The sequence below is a fragment of the Microbacterium meiriae genome (assembly GCF_025143875.1).
GTDB lineage: Bacteria > Actinomycetota > Actinomycetes > Actinomycetales > Microbacteriaceae > Microbacterium > Microbacterium meiriae.
The window spans coordinates 20,033-37,010 of the sequence record NZ_JAMBDU010000033.1 but is presented as its reverse complement, the minus strand read 5'-3'; the positions used below and the strand labels follow the sequence as shown (position 1 = coordinate 37,010).

Annotated in this window: 18 protein-coding genes; 4 read left to right on the top strand and 14 right to left on the bottom strand. The window is 69.1% G+C overall.

The genetic code is table 11. The annotated features are described in order from the left end of the window. From M4D53_RS15930 to prmC, 12 genes are all read right to left on the bottom strand, one after another. Positions 1-251 (bottom strand): F0F1 ATP synthase subunit epsilon (locus M4D53_RS15930; protein ID WP_259954995.1); only part of this gene is annotated, 251 nt, incomplete at its 3' end. A 2-nt stretch (positions 252-253) separates the two neighbouring features. Continuing rightward, on the bottom strand, positions 254-1,708 hold the full coding sequence (atpD, locus tag M4D53_RS15925) for a F0F1 ATP synthase subunit beta (RefSeq protein WP_187663822.1): 1,455 nt from the start codon (positions 1,706-1,708) through the stop codon (positions 254-256). Between the two features lie 26 nt (positions 1,709-1,734). Next, positions 1,735-2,631, bottom strand: a complete 897-nt coding sequence (locus tag M4D53_RS15920; RefSeq protein WP_187663821.1) for a F0F1 ATP synthase subunit gamma — start codon at positions 2,629-2,631, stop codon at positions 1,735-1,737. A gap of 19 nt (positions 2,632-2,650) precedes the next feature. Continuing rightward, a complete protein-coding gene (gene atpA, locus M4D53_RS15915) occupies positions 2,651-4,291 on the bottom strand; it encodes a F0F1 ATP synthase subunit alpha (RefSeq protein WP_062634989.1) in 1,641 nt (546 codons plus the stop codon). 47 nt (positions 4,292-4,338) lie between these two features. Next, entirely contained in the window at positions 4,339-5,130 is a 792-nt protein-coding gene (locus M4D53_RS15910; RefSeq protein ID WP_259954993.1) for a F0F1 ATP synthase subunit delta, read from the bottom strand. After that, positions 5,130-5,708, bottom strand: coding sequence for a F0F1 ATP synthase subunit B (locus tag M4D53_RS15905; RefSeq protein ID WP_060922506.1), 579 nt, complete (start codon positions 5,706-5,708; stop codon positions 5,130-5,132). Before M4D53_RS15905 ends, M4D53_RS15910 begins: the two co-directional genes overlap by 1 nt. A gap of 27 nt (positions 5,709-5,735) precedes the next feature. Then, positions 5,736-5,972, bottom strand: coding sequence for an ATP synthase F0 subunit C (gene atpE / locus M4D53_RS15900; protein WP_025103147.1), 237 nt, complete (start codon positions 5,970-5,972; stop codon positions 5,736-5,738). A 43-nt stretch (positions 5,973-6,015) separates the two neighbouring features. After that, complete coding sequence (gene atpB, locus M4D53_RS15895) at positions 6,016-6,837, bottom strand: F0F1 ATP synthase subunit A (protein ID WP_136035259.1); 822 nt, start codon at positions 6,835-6,837, stop codon at positions 6,016-6,018. 111 nt (positions 6,838-6,948) lie between these two features. Then, positions 6,949-7,467, bottom strand: a complete 519-nt coding sequence (locus M4D53_RS15890) for a Cg1360 family ATP-synthase-associated protein (protein WP_187663819.1) — start codon at positions 7,465-7,467, stop codon at positions 6,949-6,951. Continuing rightward, a complete protein-coding gene (locus M4D53_RS15885) occupies positions 7,464-8,636 on the bottom strand; it encodes an MraY family glycosyltransferase (RefSeq protein ID WP_187663818.1) in 1,173 nt (390 codons plus the stop codon). Before M4D53_RS15885 ends, M4D53_RS15890 begins: the two co-directional genes overlap by 4 nt. Next, positions 8,633-9,328, bottom strand: coding sequence for an L-threonylcarbamoyladenylate synthase (locus tag M4D53_RS15880; protein ID WP_259954992.1), 696 nt, complete (start codon positions 9,326-9,328; stop codon positions 8,633-8,635). The genes M4D53_RS15885 and M4D53_RS15880 overlap by 4 nt, the downstream gene beginning before the upstream one ends. 52 nt (positions 9,329-9,380) lie before the next feature. Then, the gene (prmC, locus tag M4D53_RS15875) at positions 9,381-10,241 is read right to left on the bottom strand and encodes a peptide chain release factor N(5)-glutamine methyltransferase (RefSeq protein ID WP_187663816.1); all 861 of its coding nucleotides are present in this window, start codon (positions 10,239-10,241) and stop codon (positions 9,381-9,383) included. Between the two features lie 98 nt (positions 10,242-10,339). Here prmC and cysK point away from each other — a divergent pair, with 98 nt between their 5' ends. Both cysK and epsC read left to right on the top strand, forming a co-directional pair. After that, a complete protein-coding gene (gene cysK / locus M4D53_RS15870; protein WP_259954991.1) occupies positions 10,340-11,278 on the top strand; it encodes a cysteine synthase A in 939 nt (312 codons plus the stop codon). Positions 11,279-11,286: 8 nt separating this feature from the next. Then, complete coding sequence (gene epsC / locus M4D53_RS15865; RefSeq protein ID WP_259954990.1) at positions 11,287-11,856, top strand: serine O-acetyltransferase EpsC; 570 nt, start codon at positions 11,287-11,289, stop codon at positions 11,854-11,856. A gap of 27 nt (positions 11,857-11,883) precedes the next feature. On the opposite strand, the gene M4D53_RS15860 is transcribed toward epsC, so the two are convergent. Then, a complete protein-coding gene (locus M4D53_RS15860; protein ID WP_259954989.1) occupies positions 11,884-13,431 on the bottom strand; it encodes a CitMHS family transporter in 1,548 nt (515 codons plus the stop codon). Positions 13,432-13,581: 150 nt separating this feature from the next. On the opposite strand from M4D53_RS15860, the gene M4D53_RS15855 reads away from it, so the two are divergent. Together M4D53_RS15855 and M4D53_RS15850 are read left to right on the top strand one after the other, a co-directional pair. After that, positions 13,582-15,228, top strand: a complete 1,647-nt coding sequence (locus tag M4D53_RS15855; RefSeq protein WP_259954987.1) for a sensor histidine kinase — start codon at positions 13,582-13,584, stop codon at positions 15,226-15,228. Continuing rightward, positions 15,225-15,878, top strand: a complete 654-nt coding sequence (locus M4D53_RS15850; RefSeq protein WP_259954985.1) for a response regulator — start codon at positions 15,225-15,227, stop codon at positions 15,876-15,878. Before M4D53_RS15855 ends, M4D53_RS15850 begins: the two co-directional genes overlap by 4 nt. Before the next feature lie 16 nt (positions 15,879-15,894). Here the strand turns inward: M4D53_RS15850 and prfA are convergent, their stop codons facing one another. Continuing rightward, the gene (gene prfA, locus M4D53_RS15845) at positions 15,895-16,974 is read right to left on the bottom strand and encodes a peptide chain release factor 1 (protein ID WP_259954983.1); all 1,080 of its coding nucleotides are present in this window, start codon (positions 16,972-16,974) and stop codon (positions 15,895-15,897) included. Between the last annotated feature and the right edge of the window lie 4 nt (positions 16,975-16,978).

Below are 16,978 nucleotides of genomic sequence, written 5' to 3'. Positions count from 1 at the left end.
AGTGCCGCGTTGCCGGCCACGATCGTCAGGACGTCGCCCTCCATGGAGAGGAAGCCGTCCTGCGCGTTCGCCAGCACCTTGGCGCCATCCGTCTGGGTGATCCGGACCTGACCCTCGGCGAGGATGGCCAGCACCGGCTCGTGACCGGACATGAAGCCGATCTCGCCCTCGACGGTCTTGGCGACGACGAGGCTCGCCTCTCCCGTCCAGACCTCCGCGTCGGCGGAGACGAGGCTGACATGCAGCGCCATGGTCAGGCGTTCTCCTTCTGGATCTGCGCCCAGCGCTCCTCCACGTCGGAGATGCCACCGACGTTGAAGAAGGCCTGCTCGGCGACGTGGTCGAAGTCACCCCGGGTGATCGCATCGAACGACTCGATGGTCTCCTTCAGCGGCACGGTCGAGCCCTCGACGCCCGTGAACTTCTTCGCCATGTAGGTGTTCTGCGAGAGGAACTGCTGGATGCGACGTGCACGCGACACGACGATCTTGTCTTCCTCGGAGAGCTCGTCGACACCGAGGATCGCGATGATCTCCTGCAGCTCCTTGTTCTTCTGGAGGATCTGCTTCACCGTCGTGGCCACGCGGTAGTGGTCCTCGCCCAAGTAGCGGGGGTCCATGATGCGCGACGTCGAGGTCAGCGGGTCGATGGCCGGGTACAGACCCTTCGACGCGATCTCACGGGAGAGCTCGGTCGTCGCGTCGAGGTGCGCGAAGGTCGTGGCCGGGGCCGGGTCGGTGTAGTCGTCGGCTGGCACGTAGATCGCCTGCAGCGAGGTGATCGAGTGACCGCGCGTCGAGGTGATGCGCTCCTGCAGGAGGCCCATCTCGTCGGCGAGGTTCGGCTGGTAACCCACGGCGGAGGGCATGCGGCCCAGCAGCGTGGAGACCTCGGAACCGGCCTGCGTGAAGCGGAAGATGTTGTCGATGAAGAGCAGCACGTCCTGCTTCTGCACGTCACGGAAGTACTCCGCCATCGTCAGAGCCGACAGGGCGACGCGCAGACGCGTCCCCGGCGGCTCGTCCATCTGGCCGAAGACGAGGGCGGTCTTGTCGAAGACGCCCGCCTCCTCCATCTCGTGGATGAGGTCGTTGCCCTCACGGGTGCGCTCACCGACACCGGCGAACACCGACACACCACCGTGGTCCTGCGCGACGCGCTGGATCATCTCCTGGATGAGGACGGTCTTGCCGACACCGGCACCACCGAAGAGACCGATCTTGCCACCCAGCACGTACGGGGTGAGGAGGTCGATCGACTTGATGCCCGTCTCGAACATCTGCGTCTTCGACTCGAGCTGGTCGAAGTTCGGGGCCTTGCGGTGGATGGGCCAGCGCTCGGTGACCTCGATGGTCTCGCCGGGTTCGAGGTTCAGCACCTCGCCGATCACGTTGAAGACCTTGCCCTTGGTCACGTCGCCGACGGGGACCGAGATGGCCTCACCGGTGTCGCGCACCTCCTGACCGCGGACGATGCCGTCGGTCGGCTTCAGGGCGATGGCGCGGACCAGGTCGTCGCCGAGGTGCTGCGCGACCTCGAGCGTGATCTCGGTGGACTCCTCGCCCATCACGATGGTGGTCTTCAGGGCGTTGTAGATGTCGGGGATCGAGTCGTGCGGGAACTCGATGTCGACAACCGGACCGTTGACGCGGGCGACGCGCCCGACGACCGCGGTCGCCGGCTGCTCAGCCGTGGCGGTGGTGGTCATTTCTTCGTCTCTTTCCTGAGGGTCTGTCAGCTCGATGCGAGAGCGTCGGCGCCACCGACGATCTCGGCGATCTGCTGGGTGATCTCGGCCTGACGCGCGTTGTTGCGCAGGCGGGTGTAGTCGGTGATGAGCTTGTCGGCGTTGTCGCTGGCCGACTTCATCGCCTTCTGCGTCGCGGCCTGCTTGGCGGCGGACGACTGCAGGAGGGCGTTGAAGACGCGGCTCTGGATGTACACCGGCAGGATCGCGTCGAGCACCGTCTCGGCGTCGGGCTCGAACTCGTACAGCGGGTAGACGGTGCTGCCCGCCTCCGAGTCGTCGGCCTCCGCGATCTCCAGCGGCAGCAGGCGCACGGACTCCGGCGACTGCGTCATCATGCTGACGAAGCGGTTGTACACGAGGTGGATCTCGTCGACGCCGCCGTCCTCGCCGCCACGGTTGAAGGCCTCGAGAAGCGTCTGCGAGATCTCCTCCGCCGTGTGGAACGAGGGGGTGTCGGTGTCGCCGGTCCACTCTGCAGCGGCCGCGATGCGACGGAACTGGAAGTACCCGACGGCCTTGCGGCCCACGAGGTAGAACACCGGCTCCTTGCCCTGCTCGCGCAGGAGCTCCGCCACCTCGAGACCCTCACGGAGGATCTGCGAGTTGAAGGCTCCGGCGAGACCGCGGTCCGACGAGAAGATCACGACCGCGGAGCGGCGGATCGTCTCGGGCTCGCGGGTGAGCGGGTGGTCGACGTTCGAGTGCGTCGCGACGGCGGACACGGCCCTCGTCACGGCCCGCGCGAAGGGGGTGGACGCCTTGACGCGTGCCATCGCCTTCTGGATGCGCGAAGCCGCGATGAGTTCCATCGCCTTCGTGATCTTCTTGGTCGTCTGAGCAGAAGAGATCTTCTGCTTGTAGACCCTGAGTTGAGCGCCCATGAATCAGTACCTCACGCGGTTACGCGCGACGACCCTTGACGATCTTCTCCTGGTTGACGTCCTCGGCCTCGGCCGCAGCGTGCTCCTCGTGGCCAGGGGCGCCGATGGCGTGGCCCTTGCCGCCCTGGAACTCCAGGAGGAAGTTGTCGGTCTGCTTGTCGAGCTCGGCGACGGTGGCGTCGTCCAGCACGTTGGTCTCCCGCAGGGTGTCGAGCACCTTCGTGTTGCGACGCAGGTAGTCGAGCAGCTCGCGCTCGAAACGCAGCACGTCCTCGACCTCGATCGAGTCGAGCTTGCCGTTGGTGCCGGCCCAGATCGAGACGACCTGCTCCTCCACCGGGTACGGCGAGTACTGCGGCTGCTTGAGCAGCTCGGTCAGACGGGCACCGCGCGAGAGCTGACGACGCGAAGCGGCGTCGAGGTCCGAGGCGAACATCGCGAACGCCTCGAGCGAGCGGTACTGCGCCAGCTCCAGCTTCAACGTTCCGGAGACCTTCTTGATCGACTTCACCTGAGCGTCACCACCGACACGCGACACCGAGATACCCACGTCGACCGCAGGACGCTGGTTGGCGTTGAAGAGGTCGGACTGCAGGAAGATCTGGCCGTCGGTGATCGAGATCACGTTGGTCGGGATGTACGCCGAGACGTCGTTCGCCTTGGTCTCGATGATCGGAAGACCGGTCATCGAACCCGCACCGAGCTCGTCGGACAGCTTCGCGCACCGCTCGAGCAGACGGGAGTGCAGGTAGAAGACGTCGCCAGGGTAGGCCTCGCGGCCCGGCGGGCGGCGCAGCAGCAGGGAGACGGCACGGTAGGCCTCGGCCTGCTTCGACAGGTCGTCGAAGATGATGAGGACGTGCTTGCCGCCGTACATCCAGTGCTGGCCGATGGCCGAACCGGTGTACGGAGCGAGGTACTTGAAGCCGGCGGGGTCGGACGCCGGAGCCGCCACGATGGTGGTGTACTCCAGAGCGCCGGCCTCCTCGAGCGCGCCCTTCACCGAAGCGATGGTCGAGCCCTTCTGACCGATGGCGACGTAGATGCAGCGGACCTGCTTGTTGACGTCGCCGGACTCCCAGTTGGCCTTCTGGTTGATGATCGTGTCGATCGCGATGGCCGTCTTGCCGGTCTGGCGGTCGCCGATGATGAGCTGGCGCTGGCCGCGGCCGACCGGGATCATCGCGTCGATGGCCTTGATGCCGGTCTGCATGGGCTCGTGCACCGACTTGCGCTGCATGACGCCGGGGGCCTGGAGCTCGAGCTCGCGGACACCCTCGGTCGCGATCGCGCCGAGGCCGTCGATCGGGTTGCCGAGCGGGTCGACGACACGGCCGAGGTAGCCGTCACCGACCGGGACGGAGAGGACCTCACCCGTGCGGGTGACTTCCTGACCGGCCTCGATGCCGGTGAAGTCGCCGAGGACGACGACACCGATCTCGTGCTCGTCGAGGTTCAGCGCGAGACCCTTGGTGCCGTCGGCGAAGGTCACGAGCTCGTTCGCCATCACGCCGGGAAGTCCCTCGACGTGAGCGATGCCGTCGGCGGCATCGATGACGGTGCCGACCTCGGTCGCCGCGGCCCCGGTGGGCTCGTACGCGGCGGCGAAATCCTTCAGCGCGTCACGGATGACGTCGGGGCTGATCGATAGTTCTGCCATTGTCTTCCCTTTGTATCTGGGTGCGCGGTTCCCCGCGCGAAGTCGTGTTAGCCCGCGAGCTTCTGGCGAAGGTCGGCGAGTCGTGCGGAGATGCTGCCGTCGATGACGTCATCGGCGATCTGCACGCGCAGGCCTCCGACGACGCTGGGGTCGATGACGACGTTGAGGGACACCTGGCCGCCGTATCGCTGCGAGAGCGTCTGGCCGAGTCGCGTGCGCTGCGCGTCGCTGAGCTCGGTCGCCGTGTGCACCGTGGCCACGAGGCGACCGCGCTGGTTCGAGACGATACGCATCGCCCGGCTCAGCAGCTGCCGCACCCGGCGCTCGCGCGGCTGACGCACGAGGGACGTGACGATGAGGGCCGTCGGAGCGCTGGCGGAGGCATCGACGAGGAGACGCTCGACCAGGGCGGCCTTGGCGTCCTCTCCCCCGAGCCGGCTGCCGAGCGCGAGCTCGAGCTCCGGGTTCGCCGCGATCACCCGCGAGAAGCCGAAGAGCTCGCCCTCGATGTCCGCGCCGGGCTCGGCGATGGTCGCCGCCCGGATCGCGAGCTCCTCGAGACCGTCGATCAGCTCGGAGGCGTTCGACCAGCGTTCGGCGACAGCGGTGCGCAGGACATCCTGCGCCGCGGGGCCGTGCTGCCCGAACACCGCGGACACGACGTTCTGTCGCGCCGAGGTCGGAGCCGAGGGGTCAGCCAGCGCGCCGCTCAGCTGAGACGATTCGCCCACGGCCCGCGCGGCCGCGAACAGCTCGCGCGCGGACTCGAGGGTGACGTCCTTCGCTGCGGCAAGCGTCTGAGTGGATGCCGCGAGTGCCTGAGCGGTCGCGCTGCCCATTACGACTGCCCGCCCGGGACCTGAGCCTGTCGAAGGTCGGATGCTTCGAGATCGGCGAGGAAGCGGTCGACCACGGCGGCCGCGCGGGCGTCGTCGGAGAGCGTCTCGCCGACCACGCCGCCGGCGAGGTCCAGAGCGAGCGAGCCGACCTCGCTGCGCAGGGAGACGAGAGCCGTCTGGCGCTCTGCCTCGATCTGCGTGTGCGCGGTGGCGGTCAGACGCGCGGCCTCGCTGGCTGCGGTCTCCTTCGCCTCGGCGATGATCTTCTTGCCGTCCTCACGGGCGGCCTCACGGATCTCACCGGCCTCGGTGCGTGCCTCGGCCAGCTGTCGGGTGTACTCCTCGAGAGCCGCTTCCGCCTGCTTCTGCGCCTCATCGGCCTTGGCGATGTTGCCCTCGATGGCGGCGGACCGCTCGTCGAGCATCTTCGTCAGACGAGGAAGGGCGACCTTCCAGACGACGGCGAGGATGATGAGGAACCAGAAGCCCGACCAGATGATGTCGTACCACGCGGGGATCAGCGGGTTGTTCGCCGCCTCACCCTCAGCCGCGAGGTTCGTGACAAGAGCGTTCAGCATCCTGTCTCCTTCAGAAGTCGGTGGGGATTACGGGAAGGGGATGAATCCGACGGCGATGCCGACGAACGCAAGCGCCTCGGTGAAGGCGATACCGATCCACATGAGGACCTGCAGGCGACCGGCCAGCTCGGGCTGACGGGCGACGCCCTCGATGGTCTTGCCGACCACGATGCCCACACCGATGGCCGGGCCGATGGCCGCGAGGCCGTAGCCGACCGCCGCGAGGTGGCCGTTGATTTCAGCGAGAACCGTAGTTGCGTCCACGGGTTTTTCCTTTCGTTGGGTGGGAGGGCTGTTGCCCGCCCGCTCAGTGCTCTTCTGCGACCGCGAGCTGGATGTAGACCGCGGTGAGGACGGTGAAGACGTAGGCCTGCAGGACGGCGACCAGGATCTCGAAGAGAGTGAAGGCGCCGCCGAAGGCGAGGGTTCCGATACCGAGGGCAGCCCAGCCGCCGCCCGCGGTGAAGAAGAAGAACTGGGTCGCCGCGAAGCAGAGGACCAGGATCATGTGGCCGACGACGAGGTTCATCAGCAGTCGCAGGGTGAGGGTCACCGGGCGGATGATGAACGTCGAGATGAGCTCGATCGGCGTGACGATGAAGTAGACCGGCCACGGCACGCCGGACGGGAAGAGCGCGTTCTTGAAGAAGTTCTTCGGGCTCTTCTTGATGCCGGCGTAGATGAACGTGACGTAGCTGACCACGGCGAGCGTGAGCGGCACCGCGATGATCGCCGTTCCCGGCATGTTCAGGAACGGGATGATTCCCGTCACGTTCATGAACAGCACCATGAAGAAGATCGTGGTGAGGATCGGCAGGAAGCGGTCGCCGTCCTTGCGGCCGAGCAGGTCGTGCGCGATGCCGCCGCGGACGAAGCCGAGGCCCATCTCGACGAGGCTCTGGAACCGGCCGGGCACGACCTTCATGCGGCGGGTGCCGAGCCAGAGGATCAGGACGACGGCGATCACCGAGAGCAACTGGATCAGGTGGATCCGGTTGACCGGGATGGGTCCGACGTGGAAGAGGATCTCCGGGAAGAACTCATCGATCGAAGGGCCGTGGAACTCGCCATCAGAGGACGCGAGTCGGGGGGTCAGGGTCGCAGCAAGATTAAACAGCGCGGGCTCCAGCTTCGGGGCACCGGTCAGAACCGGGGCGACGATGGTCGGTGTGCTACACAGCGCAAGCGCTCGCGGGCGAGCGGCGGGCACTCCTCAACACTATCAGAATCCAAGGGTGCCCTAAGACCGCGGGGCCGCGTCCGCAGGGCCGTCGGAGGCATCGTTCACCGCTCCGGGGGCGCGGTCCTCCGGCACCTCGGTGGGCAGCGTGGTGTCGCTGACGTTCGGCAGCCGCATCTGGGTGAGAACGACGACGTCGATGATGAGGGACATGAGCACCCCCGCGACGATCGACAGGAAGAACACCATCGGCTCGATCCACGGCTGTCCGGCGAGCAGGATCATCACGACGACGAAGACCCCGAGCTTCAGCAGCCACCCGCCCAGCACGATCGCGAAGAAGAGCTGCACGTACAGCGGATCGCCGTACCACCGGTTGGCGATGAGGATGCTCAGCCCCGTGATCCCGAGGAACAGCGCGGCGAGGAGGACACCGAGGAGACCGCTGACCAGCCCCTCCCCCTGCGCGACGGCGAAGCCGATCCCGCCGGCGACGAGCGCCAGCACGACGGTGGCCACCGCCGACCAGACGAGGGTGCGACGCAGGATCGGGGTGCTGGAAACGGGGCTCGGACTCATCGGGGCTCCAGGGGGATCGGGTCGGGCGCGACGCCCGCGGCGGTCTTGCGTCGGCGGGTGGGACTCAGGGTGATGACGAGGCATGCGGCGATGCCGACGACCCCGAACGCGACACCCGGAAGGTACTGGCCGGGCCAGTCCTCTCGGGCGCCGACGTACATCAGGAGGACGGCGAGGGAGATGACGGCCGTCCAGGCGTAGAAGATCAGGACCGCATCGCGGTCGCGATGGCCGAGGTCGAGCATCCGGTGATGCAGGTGCTTGCGGTCCGGCGAGAACGGCGATCGCCCCGCGCTCATCCGACGCAGCACGGCGAGGCCGAAGTCCAGCAGCGGGAGGAGCACGACCAGCAACGGGAGCAGGATCGGCAGGAAGGCGCCGACCAGCTGCGAACGCCCCAGGCGCTCCGGGTCCAGGGCGGACGGATCCATCTGCCCGGTGATCGCGATGGCCGAGGTCGCCATGAGCAGACCGATCACGAGAGCACCGGAGTCACCCATGAACAGCTTCGCCGGGCTCCAGTTCAGCGGGAGGAAACCGAGGCAGGCGCCGATGAGGACCGCGGCGAGGAACGTGGAGAGGTTGAAGTAGCTCGACGCCCCGGAGTCCCGCGTGAAGATGTACGAGTACGCGAAGAAGACGCCGTTCGAGATCAGGCAGACGCCGGCGACGAGACCGTCGAGACCGTCGATGAAGTTCACGGCGTTCATGACGATCACGATCGCGAACATGGTGATCGTGATGCTCAGCCAGCTCGACACGACGATCAGGTCGCCGAACGGCAGGGAGAGGATCTGCAGGCCGCCGCCCACCGTGATGATGCCGGCGGCGAGGAACTGCGCTCCCAGCTTGATCATCCAGTCGATGTCCCAGAGGTCGTCCATGACCCCGATCACGGCGATGAGCAGGGCGGCCGCGAGGATCGACCACATGGTCTGCGGCGGCGTCCAGATGCTCTGGAAGAACGGGTTGGCGGCCGAGACCGCGAAGGCGGCGACGATGCCGAGGAAAATCGCGACGCCGCCGAGTCGGGGCGTGGGGGTGGTGTGCACGTCGCGTTCGCGGATGCCGGGATACAGCTTGAAGCGGAGGCTCAGCCGCCACACCGCCCAGGTCAGCACGAAGGTGATCGCGGCGGTGACGATGATCGTGAAGAGGTACTGCTTCACGAATCCTCGTCCTGCGGGTCCGGCTCGAGCAGGTCGCCCAGGACCTCGCGCAGCTGCTCCCTGGTCACGACGCCGTCCCGCAGGATCCGGACGACGCCCTGCTCGGCGTCACCCGCGCGGCGGACGAGCGAGGTCGCATCGATGATCGTGGACGCGACGCCGTCCTTGCTCATGCCGTCGTCCAGATACACCGCGACGCTGTCGCCCAGCATCTTCTCCGCGTCGAGCGCGGAGATCGCTGCCGCCTTGCCGGTGAGGTTGGCACTGGACACCGCGAGCGGTCCGGTCTCGGCCAGCAGCTCGAGCACCACCCGCCCCTCGGGCATGCGGACGGCGACCGTGCCCTTGGTCTCCCCCAGATCCCACACCAGCGAGGGCTGCGCCGGCAGCACGATCGTGAGCCCCCCGGGCCAGAACGCGTCGACGAGACGCTGGACGGGCTCCGGAACAGCCTCCGCGAGGGCCGGCAGCGTCTCCTTCGTGCCGACGAGCACGGGCGGCGGCTGATTGCGGCCGCGACCCTTGGCGTCCAGGAGGCGCTGCACCGCAGGCGGCGAGAAGGCGTCGGCGGCGACGCCGTAGACGGTGTCGGTGGGGATGACGATGAGGTCGCCGCGGCCGATCGCCTGGCGCGCATTGCGCATCCCGGCGAGCAGCTGCGCCTCGTCGCTGCAGTCGAAGATGGGGGACATGACGGTTCGATTCTACGCGGCGCGGGTTCGGGACGAGCTCGACGTCTGCTGATCAGGGGCGGACGGCGGTGGTGGCGCGGTCGCGCAGCGTCAGATCGCGATGGGTGGCTGCGGCCCGCCATCCGTCAGCCGCGAGCAGCTCGCGGATCGGGGAGCCCTGCAGTTCTCCGTGCTCGATCACCAGCGTGCCCCCCGGCCGCAGCAGACGCAGAGCCCTGGTGCTGAGCACACGGACGACGTCCAGCCCGTCCTCTCCGCCGTAGAGCGCGAGGGCGGGGTCGAACAGCCGGACCTCGGGGTCGCGCGGGATCGCCTGAGCGGGGACGTACGGAGGGTTCGAGATGACGACCGCGGCTGTGCCGTCCAGTTCGGGGAAGGCATCGGCGAGATCGGACAGCACGAGCGTGAGGTTCTCGACACCCTCGACGTTGCGACGGGCCCAGACATGGGCCTCCGGGGAGATCTCCGCGGCGTACACCCGGGCGTGCGGCACCTCGGTCGCCATCGCGAGCGCGATCGCCCCGCTGCCCGTGCCGAGATCGACGCCGATGGGGGACGGATCGCCCGATCCCAGAAGGGCGTCGATCGCATACTGCGCCACGGTCTCCGTCTCGGGCCGGGGGACGAAGACACCAGGGCCCACCGCGAGCTCCAGATGCCGGAACGGTGCGGTGCCGGTGAGATGCTGCAGGGGCTCACGGCCTGCGCGTCGGGCGACGAGCGCGTCCAAGGCGGTCGCGTCGTCGTCGTCGAGCCTGTCGCCCCGGACGATGGCCGCCTGCACCTCCCCGCGGCGCTGTCCTCGGACGTGTCCGGCGAGCAGCTCGGCGTCGACGAGGGGGTCGGGCACGCCGGCGTCGGCGAGACGCTGCGCCGCGGCGCGCACGGCCGCAGCGAGGGAGAGGTCGGGCATGGCTCCAGCGTAGAGTGCGCGCACGTCACAATGCCCCGTCCCCCCTCGGGCTCGCCTAGGCTGGATCGGCAGCGCACCCGCACAGGAAGGGCTCCCCCATGTCCGGCATCCACCCCGACATCACCACCGCTTTCGGCAACACGCCGCTCGTCCGCCTCAACCGCGTGACCGAGGGCCTCGGCGCCACCGTGCTCGCCAAGCTCGAGTACTACAACCCTGCGTCCAGCGTGAAGGACCGCATCGGCATCGCCATGATCAATGCGGCGGAGGCCGCGGGTGAGCTCTCCCCCGGCGGCACCATCGTGGAGTCCACGAGCGGCAACACCGGCATCGCCCTCGCCATGGTCGGCGCCGCCCGCGGCTACCGTGTCATCCTCACGATGCCCGCCTCGATGTCGAAGGAGCGCCGTGTGCTGCTCAAGGCGTTCGGCGCGGAGATCGTCCTCACCGACCCCACCAAGGGCATGAAGGGCGCGATCGAGGAGGTCAAGCGCATCGTCGACGAGACCCCTGGCGCGGTCTGGATCCGCCAGTTCGAGAACGCGGCGAATCCGCAGATCCACCGCGAGACCACGGCGCAGGAGATCCTCCGGGACACCGACGGCGCGGTCGACATCTTCATCGCCGGCGTCGGCACGGGCGGGACGGTCACCGGCACAGGCCAGGCGCTGAAGGCGGCGAAACCCGAGGTCCAGGTCATCGCCGTCGAGCCGAAGGACTCCCCCGTCCTCACCGAGGGGCACCCCGGACCGCACAAGATCCAGGGCATCGGCCCGAACTTCGTGCCCGACGTGCTCGACCGCGAGGTGCTCGACGAGATCATCACGGCGGAGTTCGAGGACTCGCTGCGCGTTGCCCGCGAGCTCGCGGCGAAGGAGGGTCTGCTGGTCGGCATGTCGTCCGGTGCCGCCGTGTCGGCGGCCCTGACCGTCGCCGCGCGCCCGGAGAACGCCGGCAAGACCATCGTCGTGATCATCCCGGACACCGGCGAGCGGTACCTCTCCACCGCCCTGTTCGAGGACCTGCGCGAGGACTGAGGTCGCCGATGCGCATGATCGGGCGAATGCGCGAGGACATCGCCGCCGCGCGCCTTCGCGATCCGGCCGCGCGCACGGCGATCGAGGTGGCACTGCTCTACCCCGGCCTGCACGCCATTTGGGCGCACCGCGTCTCGCACGCGCTGTGGCGGCGGCGCCTCCGGCTCCTCGCGCGCGCCGGGTCGCAGATCTCCCGGTGGCTGACCGGCGTCGAGATCCACCCCGGAGCCCGGATCGGCCGGCGCTTCTTCATCGACCACGGCATGGGCGTCGTCATCGGCGAGACAGCGGAGATCGGCGATGACGTGCTGATGTACCACGGCGTGACGCTCGGGGGCCGGACACGGGACGTCGGCAAGCGGCACCCCACCCTGCAGGACGGCGTCGCCGTGGGCGCAGGGGCGAAGATCCTCGGCGCCGTCACGGTCGGAGCCCGTTCCGTCGTGGGCGCCAACGCCGTGGTCACCAAGGACGCACCCGCCGACAGCGTGCTCGTCGGCGTTCCCGCGAAGCCGCGCCAGCGGACCGCCGGAGAGGACACCAGGGCCCTGCTGACCGCCCCGGACTACTCCATCTGACGCTCGCCCCGCGGCCGGTGACCTTCGTCACTGCGCGACGAAGAACGGGACGGCGCCGACCAGGATGCCGATCCCCAGCATCACGAGCGACACGATGGCCGCGCGCCACAGCACCTTCCGGTGGTGGTCTCCGAGGTTCACCCCGGCGAGCGAGACCAGCAGCAGGATCGCGGGGACCAGCGGACTCTGCAGGTGCACCGGCTGCCCGGTGATCGAGGCCCTGGCCATCTCGACCGGATCGATGCCGAAGTTCGCGGCGCTCTGTGCGAGCACGGGGAGGATGCCGAAGTAGAAGGCGTCGTTCGACATGAAGAAGGTGAACGGGATCGACAGCACACCCGTGATCGGGGCGAGGAAGGGCCCGAGCGCGGGCGGAAGCACGTTCGTGATCCAGGTCGCCATGGCGTCGACCATGCCGGTGCCGGAGAGGACTCCCACGAGGACTCCGGCCGCGATGACCATCGACACGACGCCGACGATGCTCGGGGCGTGCGCGACGATCTCGGCCGCCTGCTCCTTGATGCCGCGGAAGTTGACGACGAGGGCGATGCCCGCGCCGACCATGAACACGTAGGGCAACGGCAGGATGTCGATCACCAGGAGCACCATGACCGCGACGGTCAGGAGGAGGTTGAACCAGATCAGCCGCGGACGCAGGGTCGGCCGGGCCGGGTCCAGCATGGTGTCGGCCATCGCCGTGTCCGCGGGGTCGACGCTCCCGGCGGCGACCGGAGCGTGTCCGCCGGCGACGACGACGAGATTGCCGGTGCGCAGCGAGGCGCGCGCGCCCGGCTTGAGCTCGGCGCCGCGGAAGATCCGGGGCACTGAGGAGAGGACGCCGCCGTCGGCTCCGGTGAGCCGGCCGTCCGCGTCGATCCGTCCCAGGCGCCGCCGCTCCCCCAGGCCGAGGAGCCAGGCGAAGCCGAGCGTCACGACGATGCCTGCGCCCAGAGCGGGGAGCATCGGCACGAAGATCTCCGTCGGCTGCACACCGAGCGCGGTCGCGGCGCGCACGGTCGGGCCGCCCCACGGGACGATGTTGAGCGTGCCGTTCATGAGTCCGGCGACGCAGGTGAGGACGACGGGGCTCATGCCGAGGCGCAGGTAGATGGGCAGCATCGCGGAGGTCGTGATGATGAACGTCGTCGAGCCGTCGCCGTCGAGGGACACCGCGCCCGCGAGGATCGCCGTCCCGAGCACCACCTTTGCGGGGTCGTCACCGAGCACCCGCGTGATCAGCCGGATGAGAGGGTCGAAGAGTCCGACGTCGATCATGATGCCGAAGAACATGATCGCGAACATCAGCAGCGCCGCCGTGGGCGCCATGGTGCCGATCGAGTCGAGGATCATGTCGCCGAGCCCGAGCCCCGCTCCCGCGAAGAGCCCGAAGGCGGTCGGCACCAGGATCAGGGCCACCATCGGGGTGAGGCGCTTGGTCATGATCAGCGTCATGAACACGAGGACCATCGTGAAGCCGAGGATGACGAGCACGCCCTCCGGCGGCACGAAGGCCACGTCGTAGGTCGGTGCCTCCTCCTCGGCGGCAGCGATCAGCGCGGTCGATGCGTGGAACATGCGTGACTCCTTCGTCGTCGCTCCGTCATCGCTGACGGATCCTGACGAGGCTAGGGAATCCGGGGACGCGGAGCGCGGTATGCCGCATAACCGCGCCTTGTGCGCGTACCGTGACTTCTGCGCATATTGCGCGTCGGGAGCGAGGTGACGATGTCCACGGAGAAGCGGGTCCGGTTCGCGACCCGCGCCCTGTTGCTGCATCTCGCCGCCGTCGCCCTCGTCGTGACGCTGTGCACGGGCGTGTATCTCGCGCTCGCGGTCCAGCAGCTGCGCGCCGAGGCGGAGTCGACGGCACTCGGCATCGCCAGGACCCTGGCGGAGGACGCGCAGGTGCGGGAGACGGTGACCGCCATCTCCGCGTCGGACGACGAGCCGGATGCGGCGGCGCTGCGCGACGGGGAGCTGCAGCAGATCTCCGCCGCCGTCATGGCGCGCACCGGGGCTCTGTTCGTGGTGATCACGGACGACCACGGCATCCGCCTCGCCCACCCCCTGCCGTCGCGGATCGGCGAAGTGGTGAGCACCCCGTTCGCCGAGGTGCTGGCGGGCCACGAGGTGGTCGACTGGCAGACCGGCACGCTCGGCGAGTCGGCACGCGCGAAGGTGCCGGTGCGGGACGATACCGGCACGCCGGTCGGCGAGATCAGCGTCGGGTTCGAGCGCACCGGGGTCTTCGACGACCTCCCGCCCGTGCTCGCCGCGATCGGGCTGACGGCCGCCGGCGCGCTCGCGCTCGCGCTCGCGACCTTCCTTCTCCTCCGCCGCCGCTGGGAGCGGTTGACCCTCGGCGTGCAGCCCGAGGAGCTGGTCGCCCTCGTGCAGAACCAGACGGCGGTGCTGAACGGTGTCGGCGACGGCGTGCTCGCGGTCGATCAGGACGGTGTCGTGCGGGTGAGCAATGCCGCGGCGGATCGGCTCCTCGGGCTCCACGACCCGGTCGGCCGCCGCGTGGGCGAGCTCCCGCTGCCACCGGTCGTACGGGACACGGCCACGGGAGCCCGCGAGCGTGCGGAGGCGGTCGTCGGCGACCGGATGCTCTATCTCGAGTCGAGCGCGGTGCGGCGCGACGGGCAGGAACTCGGTGACGTGCTGATCGTGCGCGACCGCACCGACCTCATCGCCCTCACCGAGCGGCTGGAGGCCGTGCGCACGATGACCTCAGCACTGCGGGTCCAGCGCCACGAGTTCGCCAACCGCCTGCACGTGGCTGCCGGCCTCATCGACGCCGGCCGTGTCGCCGACGCGCGCGCCTTCCTCGACGAGCTGGTGAGCCGCGGTCCCGTGTCGTTCCCCGTCGCCGGCCTCGACCTCGTGGGCGATCCGTTCCTGCACGCATTCCTGGGAGCCAAGGGCGTGGAGGCCGCCGAACGGGGCGTCGCCCTGCGGATCGCGGAGGACACGCAGCTGATCGGCACCGTGCGTCGGGCGGAGGACGTGGCGAGCGTGCTCGGCAATCTCGTCGACAACGCGATCGCCGCCGCCGTCGCGGGCACGAGGGACCCGCGGTGGGTCGAGGTCTCCGCGCTGAGCGACGGCGGCGCGCTCGTCGTCACCGTCTCCGACTCCGGCGCCGGTATCCGGGAGCCCGACCTCCGAGCGCCCGCCGACGACGCGGGAAGCGAGGATCGCGTGCACGGGCACGGTATCGGCCTGCCCCTGGCCACGGAGATCGCCCGCCGGAGCGGCGGCGACCTCTGGATCATCGACCCCGGCGGCACCGACCACGGCGCGGTGTTCGCCGCCCGCATCGGAGATGCCGTCGACCCCACTCCGCATCTCTCGAAGGAGGACCTGTGACGGAACCGCTGCGTGCGCTCATCCTCGACGACGACTTCCGGGTGGCCGACCTGCACCGGGCGGTCGTGGACGACCATCCCGGATACACCGTGACCGGTACCGCGCGCTCCTGTGGCGAGGCTCGCGACCTCGTGCGCTCGACACGCCCCGACCTGCTGCTCGCCGACGTCTACCTCCCCGACGGCGACGGCATCGGACTCGTCCGTGAGGTCCGGGTGGACGCGATCCTCATCTCCGCCGCGGACGACGCGCCCACCGTGCGACGAGCCCTGCGGGCCGGCGCGATCGGCTATCTCGTGAAACCGTTCGACCGTCGCGGACTGACCGGCCTCCTCGACCGGTACCTGCGCTATCGCAACCTGCTCGCGGGTGAGCGGCCCCTCACGCAGGAGGACGTGGACCGGGCGCTCGCGATCCTGCACGGCGGCGGTGAGCCGGTGTCCCTTTCACGCTCGGCCACCGAGCAGCGCGTGCTCGCAGCGCTCGGAGACGGCGAGGCCTCGGCCGCGGAGGTCGCCGAGCGGGTCGGCATCTCACGGGCCACCGCGCAACGGCACCTCGCGGCACTCGCCGCACGGACGATCGTCGAGGTGCGGCTGCGGTACGGATCGACCGGACGGCCCGAGCACCGGTACGCGACGCGCACGTGACGCGGTGGGCGGCCGCTCAGCCCTCGGAGCCCACGGCGGCGAGGCGTGCTTCTTCGTCGGCGGCGATGGCGCTCTCGATGATGGGGTCGAGCGCACCGTCCATGACCTGATCGAGGTTGTACGCCTTGAACCCGGTCCGGTGATCCGCGATCCGGTTCTCCGGGAAGTTGTAGGTACGGATGCGCTCCGAGCGGTCCATGCCGCGGATCTGCGACTTGCGCGCGTCGGAGGCGGCCGCGTCGAGCTCCTCCTGCTGCTTGGCGAGCAGTCGGGCGCGCAGCACGCGCATCGCGGCCTCACGGTTCTGCAACTGCGACTTCTCGTTCTGCATCGACACGACGATGCCGGTCGGCACGTGGGTGATCCGGACCGCGGAGTCGGTGGTGTTCACCGACTGGCCGCCGGGGCCCGAGGAACGGAACACGTCGATCTTCAGATCGTTCTGATCGATCTGGATCTCCTCGGGCTCTTCCACCTCGGGGAACACGAGCACGCCGGTCGTGGACGTGTGGATGCGTCCCTGCGACTCCGTGGCCGGCACCCGCTGCACGCGGTGCACGCCGCCCTCGTACTTCAGGTGCGCCCAGACGCCCTGTGCAGGGTCGGACGAAGAGCCCTTGATGGCGACCTGGACGTCCTTGTAGCCGCCGAGGTCGGACTCGTTGCGCTCGAGCAGCTCGGTCTTCCACCCCTTGGACGCGGCGTACTGCACGTACATGCGCAGCAGATCCGCCGCGAACAACGCCGACTCGGCGCCGCCCTCCCCCGCCTTGATCTCCATGATCACGTCGCGGGCGTCGTCGGGGTCGCGCGGGATGAGGAGTCGTCGGAGGCGCTCCTGCGCGGTCTGCACGCCCTCCTCCAGCGCGGGGACCTCGGCGGCGAACGCCTCGTCCTCCCTGGCGAGCTCGCGCGCCGCCTCCAGATCATCGACGGCGCCCGTCCACGCCTCGTGCGCCGCGACGATGCGCGACAGCTCGGCGTACCGACGGTTGACACGCTTGGCGCGGGCCGCGTCGGCGTGCACCGCCGGGTCGGAGAGCTCCTCCTGGACCCGGCGATGCTCGTCGATCAGAGTCTGGACGGACTCGAACACGTCG

What these genes read in the sequence shown, in the direction of transcription:
- atpD (WP_187663822.1), bottom strand. Translation starts at nt 1,708, where the DNA reads ATGACCACCACCGCCACGGCTGAGCAGCCGGCGACCGCGGTCGTCGGG.
- M4D53_RS15920 (WP_187663821.1), bottom strand. Translation starts at nt 2,631, where the DNA reads ATGGGCGCTCAACTCAGGGTCTACAAGCAGAAGATCTCTTCTGCTCAG.
- atpA (WP_062634989.1), bottom strand. Translation starts at nt 4,291, where the DNA reads ATGGCAGAACTATCGATCAGCCCCGACGTCATCCGTGACGCGCTGAAG.
- M4D53_RS15910 (WP_259954993.1), bottom strand. Translation starts at nt 5,130, where the DNA reads ATGGGCAGCGCGACCGCTCAGGCACTCGCGGCATCCACTCAGACGCTT.
- M4D53_RS15905 (WP_060922506.1), bottom strand. Translation starts at nt 5,708, where the DNA reads ATGCTGAACGCTCTTGTCACGAACCTCGCGGCTGAGGGTGAGGCGGCG.
- M4D53_RS15890 (WP_187663819.1), bottom strand. Translation starts at nt 7,467, where the DNA reads ATGAGTCCGAGCCCCGTTTCCAGCACCCCGATCCTGCGTCGCACCCTC.
- M4D53_RS15880 (WP_259954992.1), bottom strand. Translation starts at nt 9,328, where the DNA reads ATGTCCCCCATCTTCGACTGCAGCGACGAGGCGCAGCTGCTCGCCGGG.
- prmC (WP_187663816.1), bottom strand. Translation starts at nt 10,241, where the DNA reads ATGCCCGACCTCTCCCTCGCTGCGGCCGTGCGCGCCGCGGCGCAGCGT.
- cysK (WP_259954991.1), top strand. Translation starts at nt 10,340, where the DNA reads ATGTCCGGCATCCACCCCGACATCACCACCGCTTTCGGCAACACGCCG.
- epsC (WP_259954990.1), top strand. Translation starts at nt 11,287, where the DNA reads ATGCGCATGATCGGGCGAATGCGCGAGGACATCGCCGCCGCGCGCCTT.
- M4D53_RS15860 (WP_259954989.1), bottom strand. Translation starts at nt 13,431, where the DNA reads ATGTTCCACGCATCGACCGCGCTGATCGCTGCCGCCGAGGAGGAGGCA.
- M4D53_RS15855 (WP_259954987.1), top strand. Translation starts at nt 13,582, where the DNA reads ATGTCCACGGAGAAGCGGGTCCGGTTCGCGACCCGCGCCCTGTTGCTG.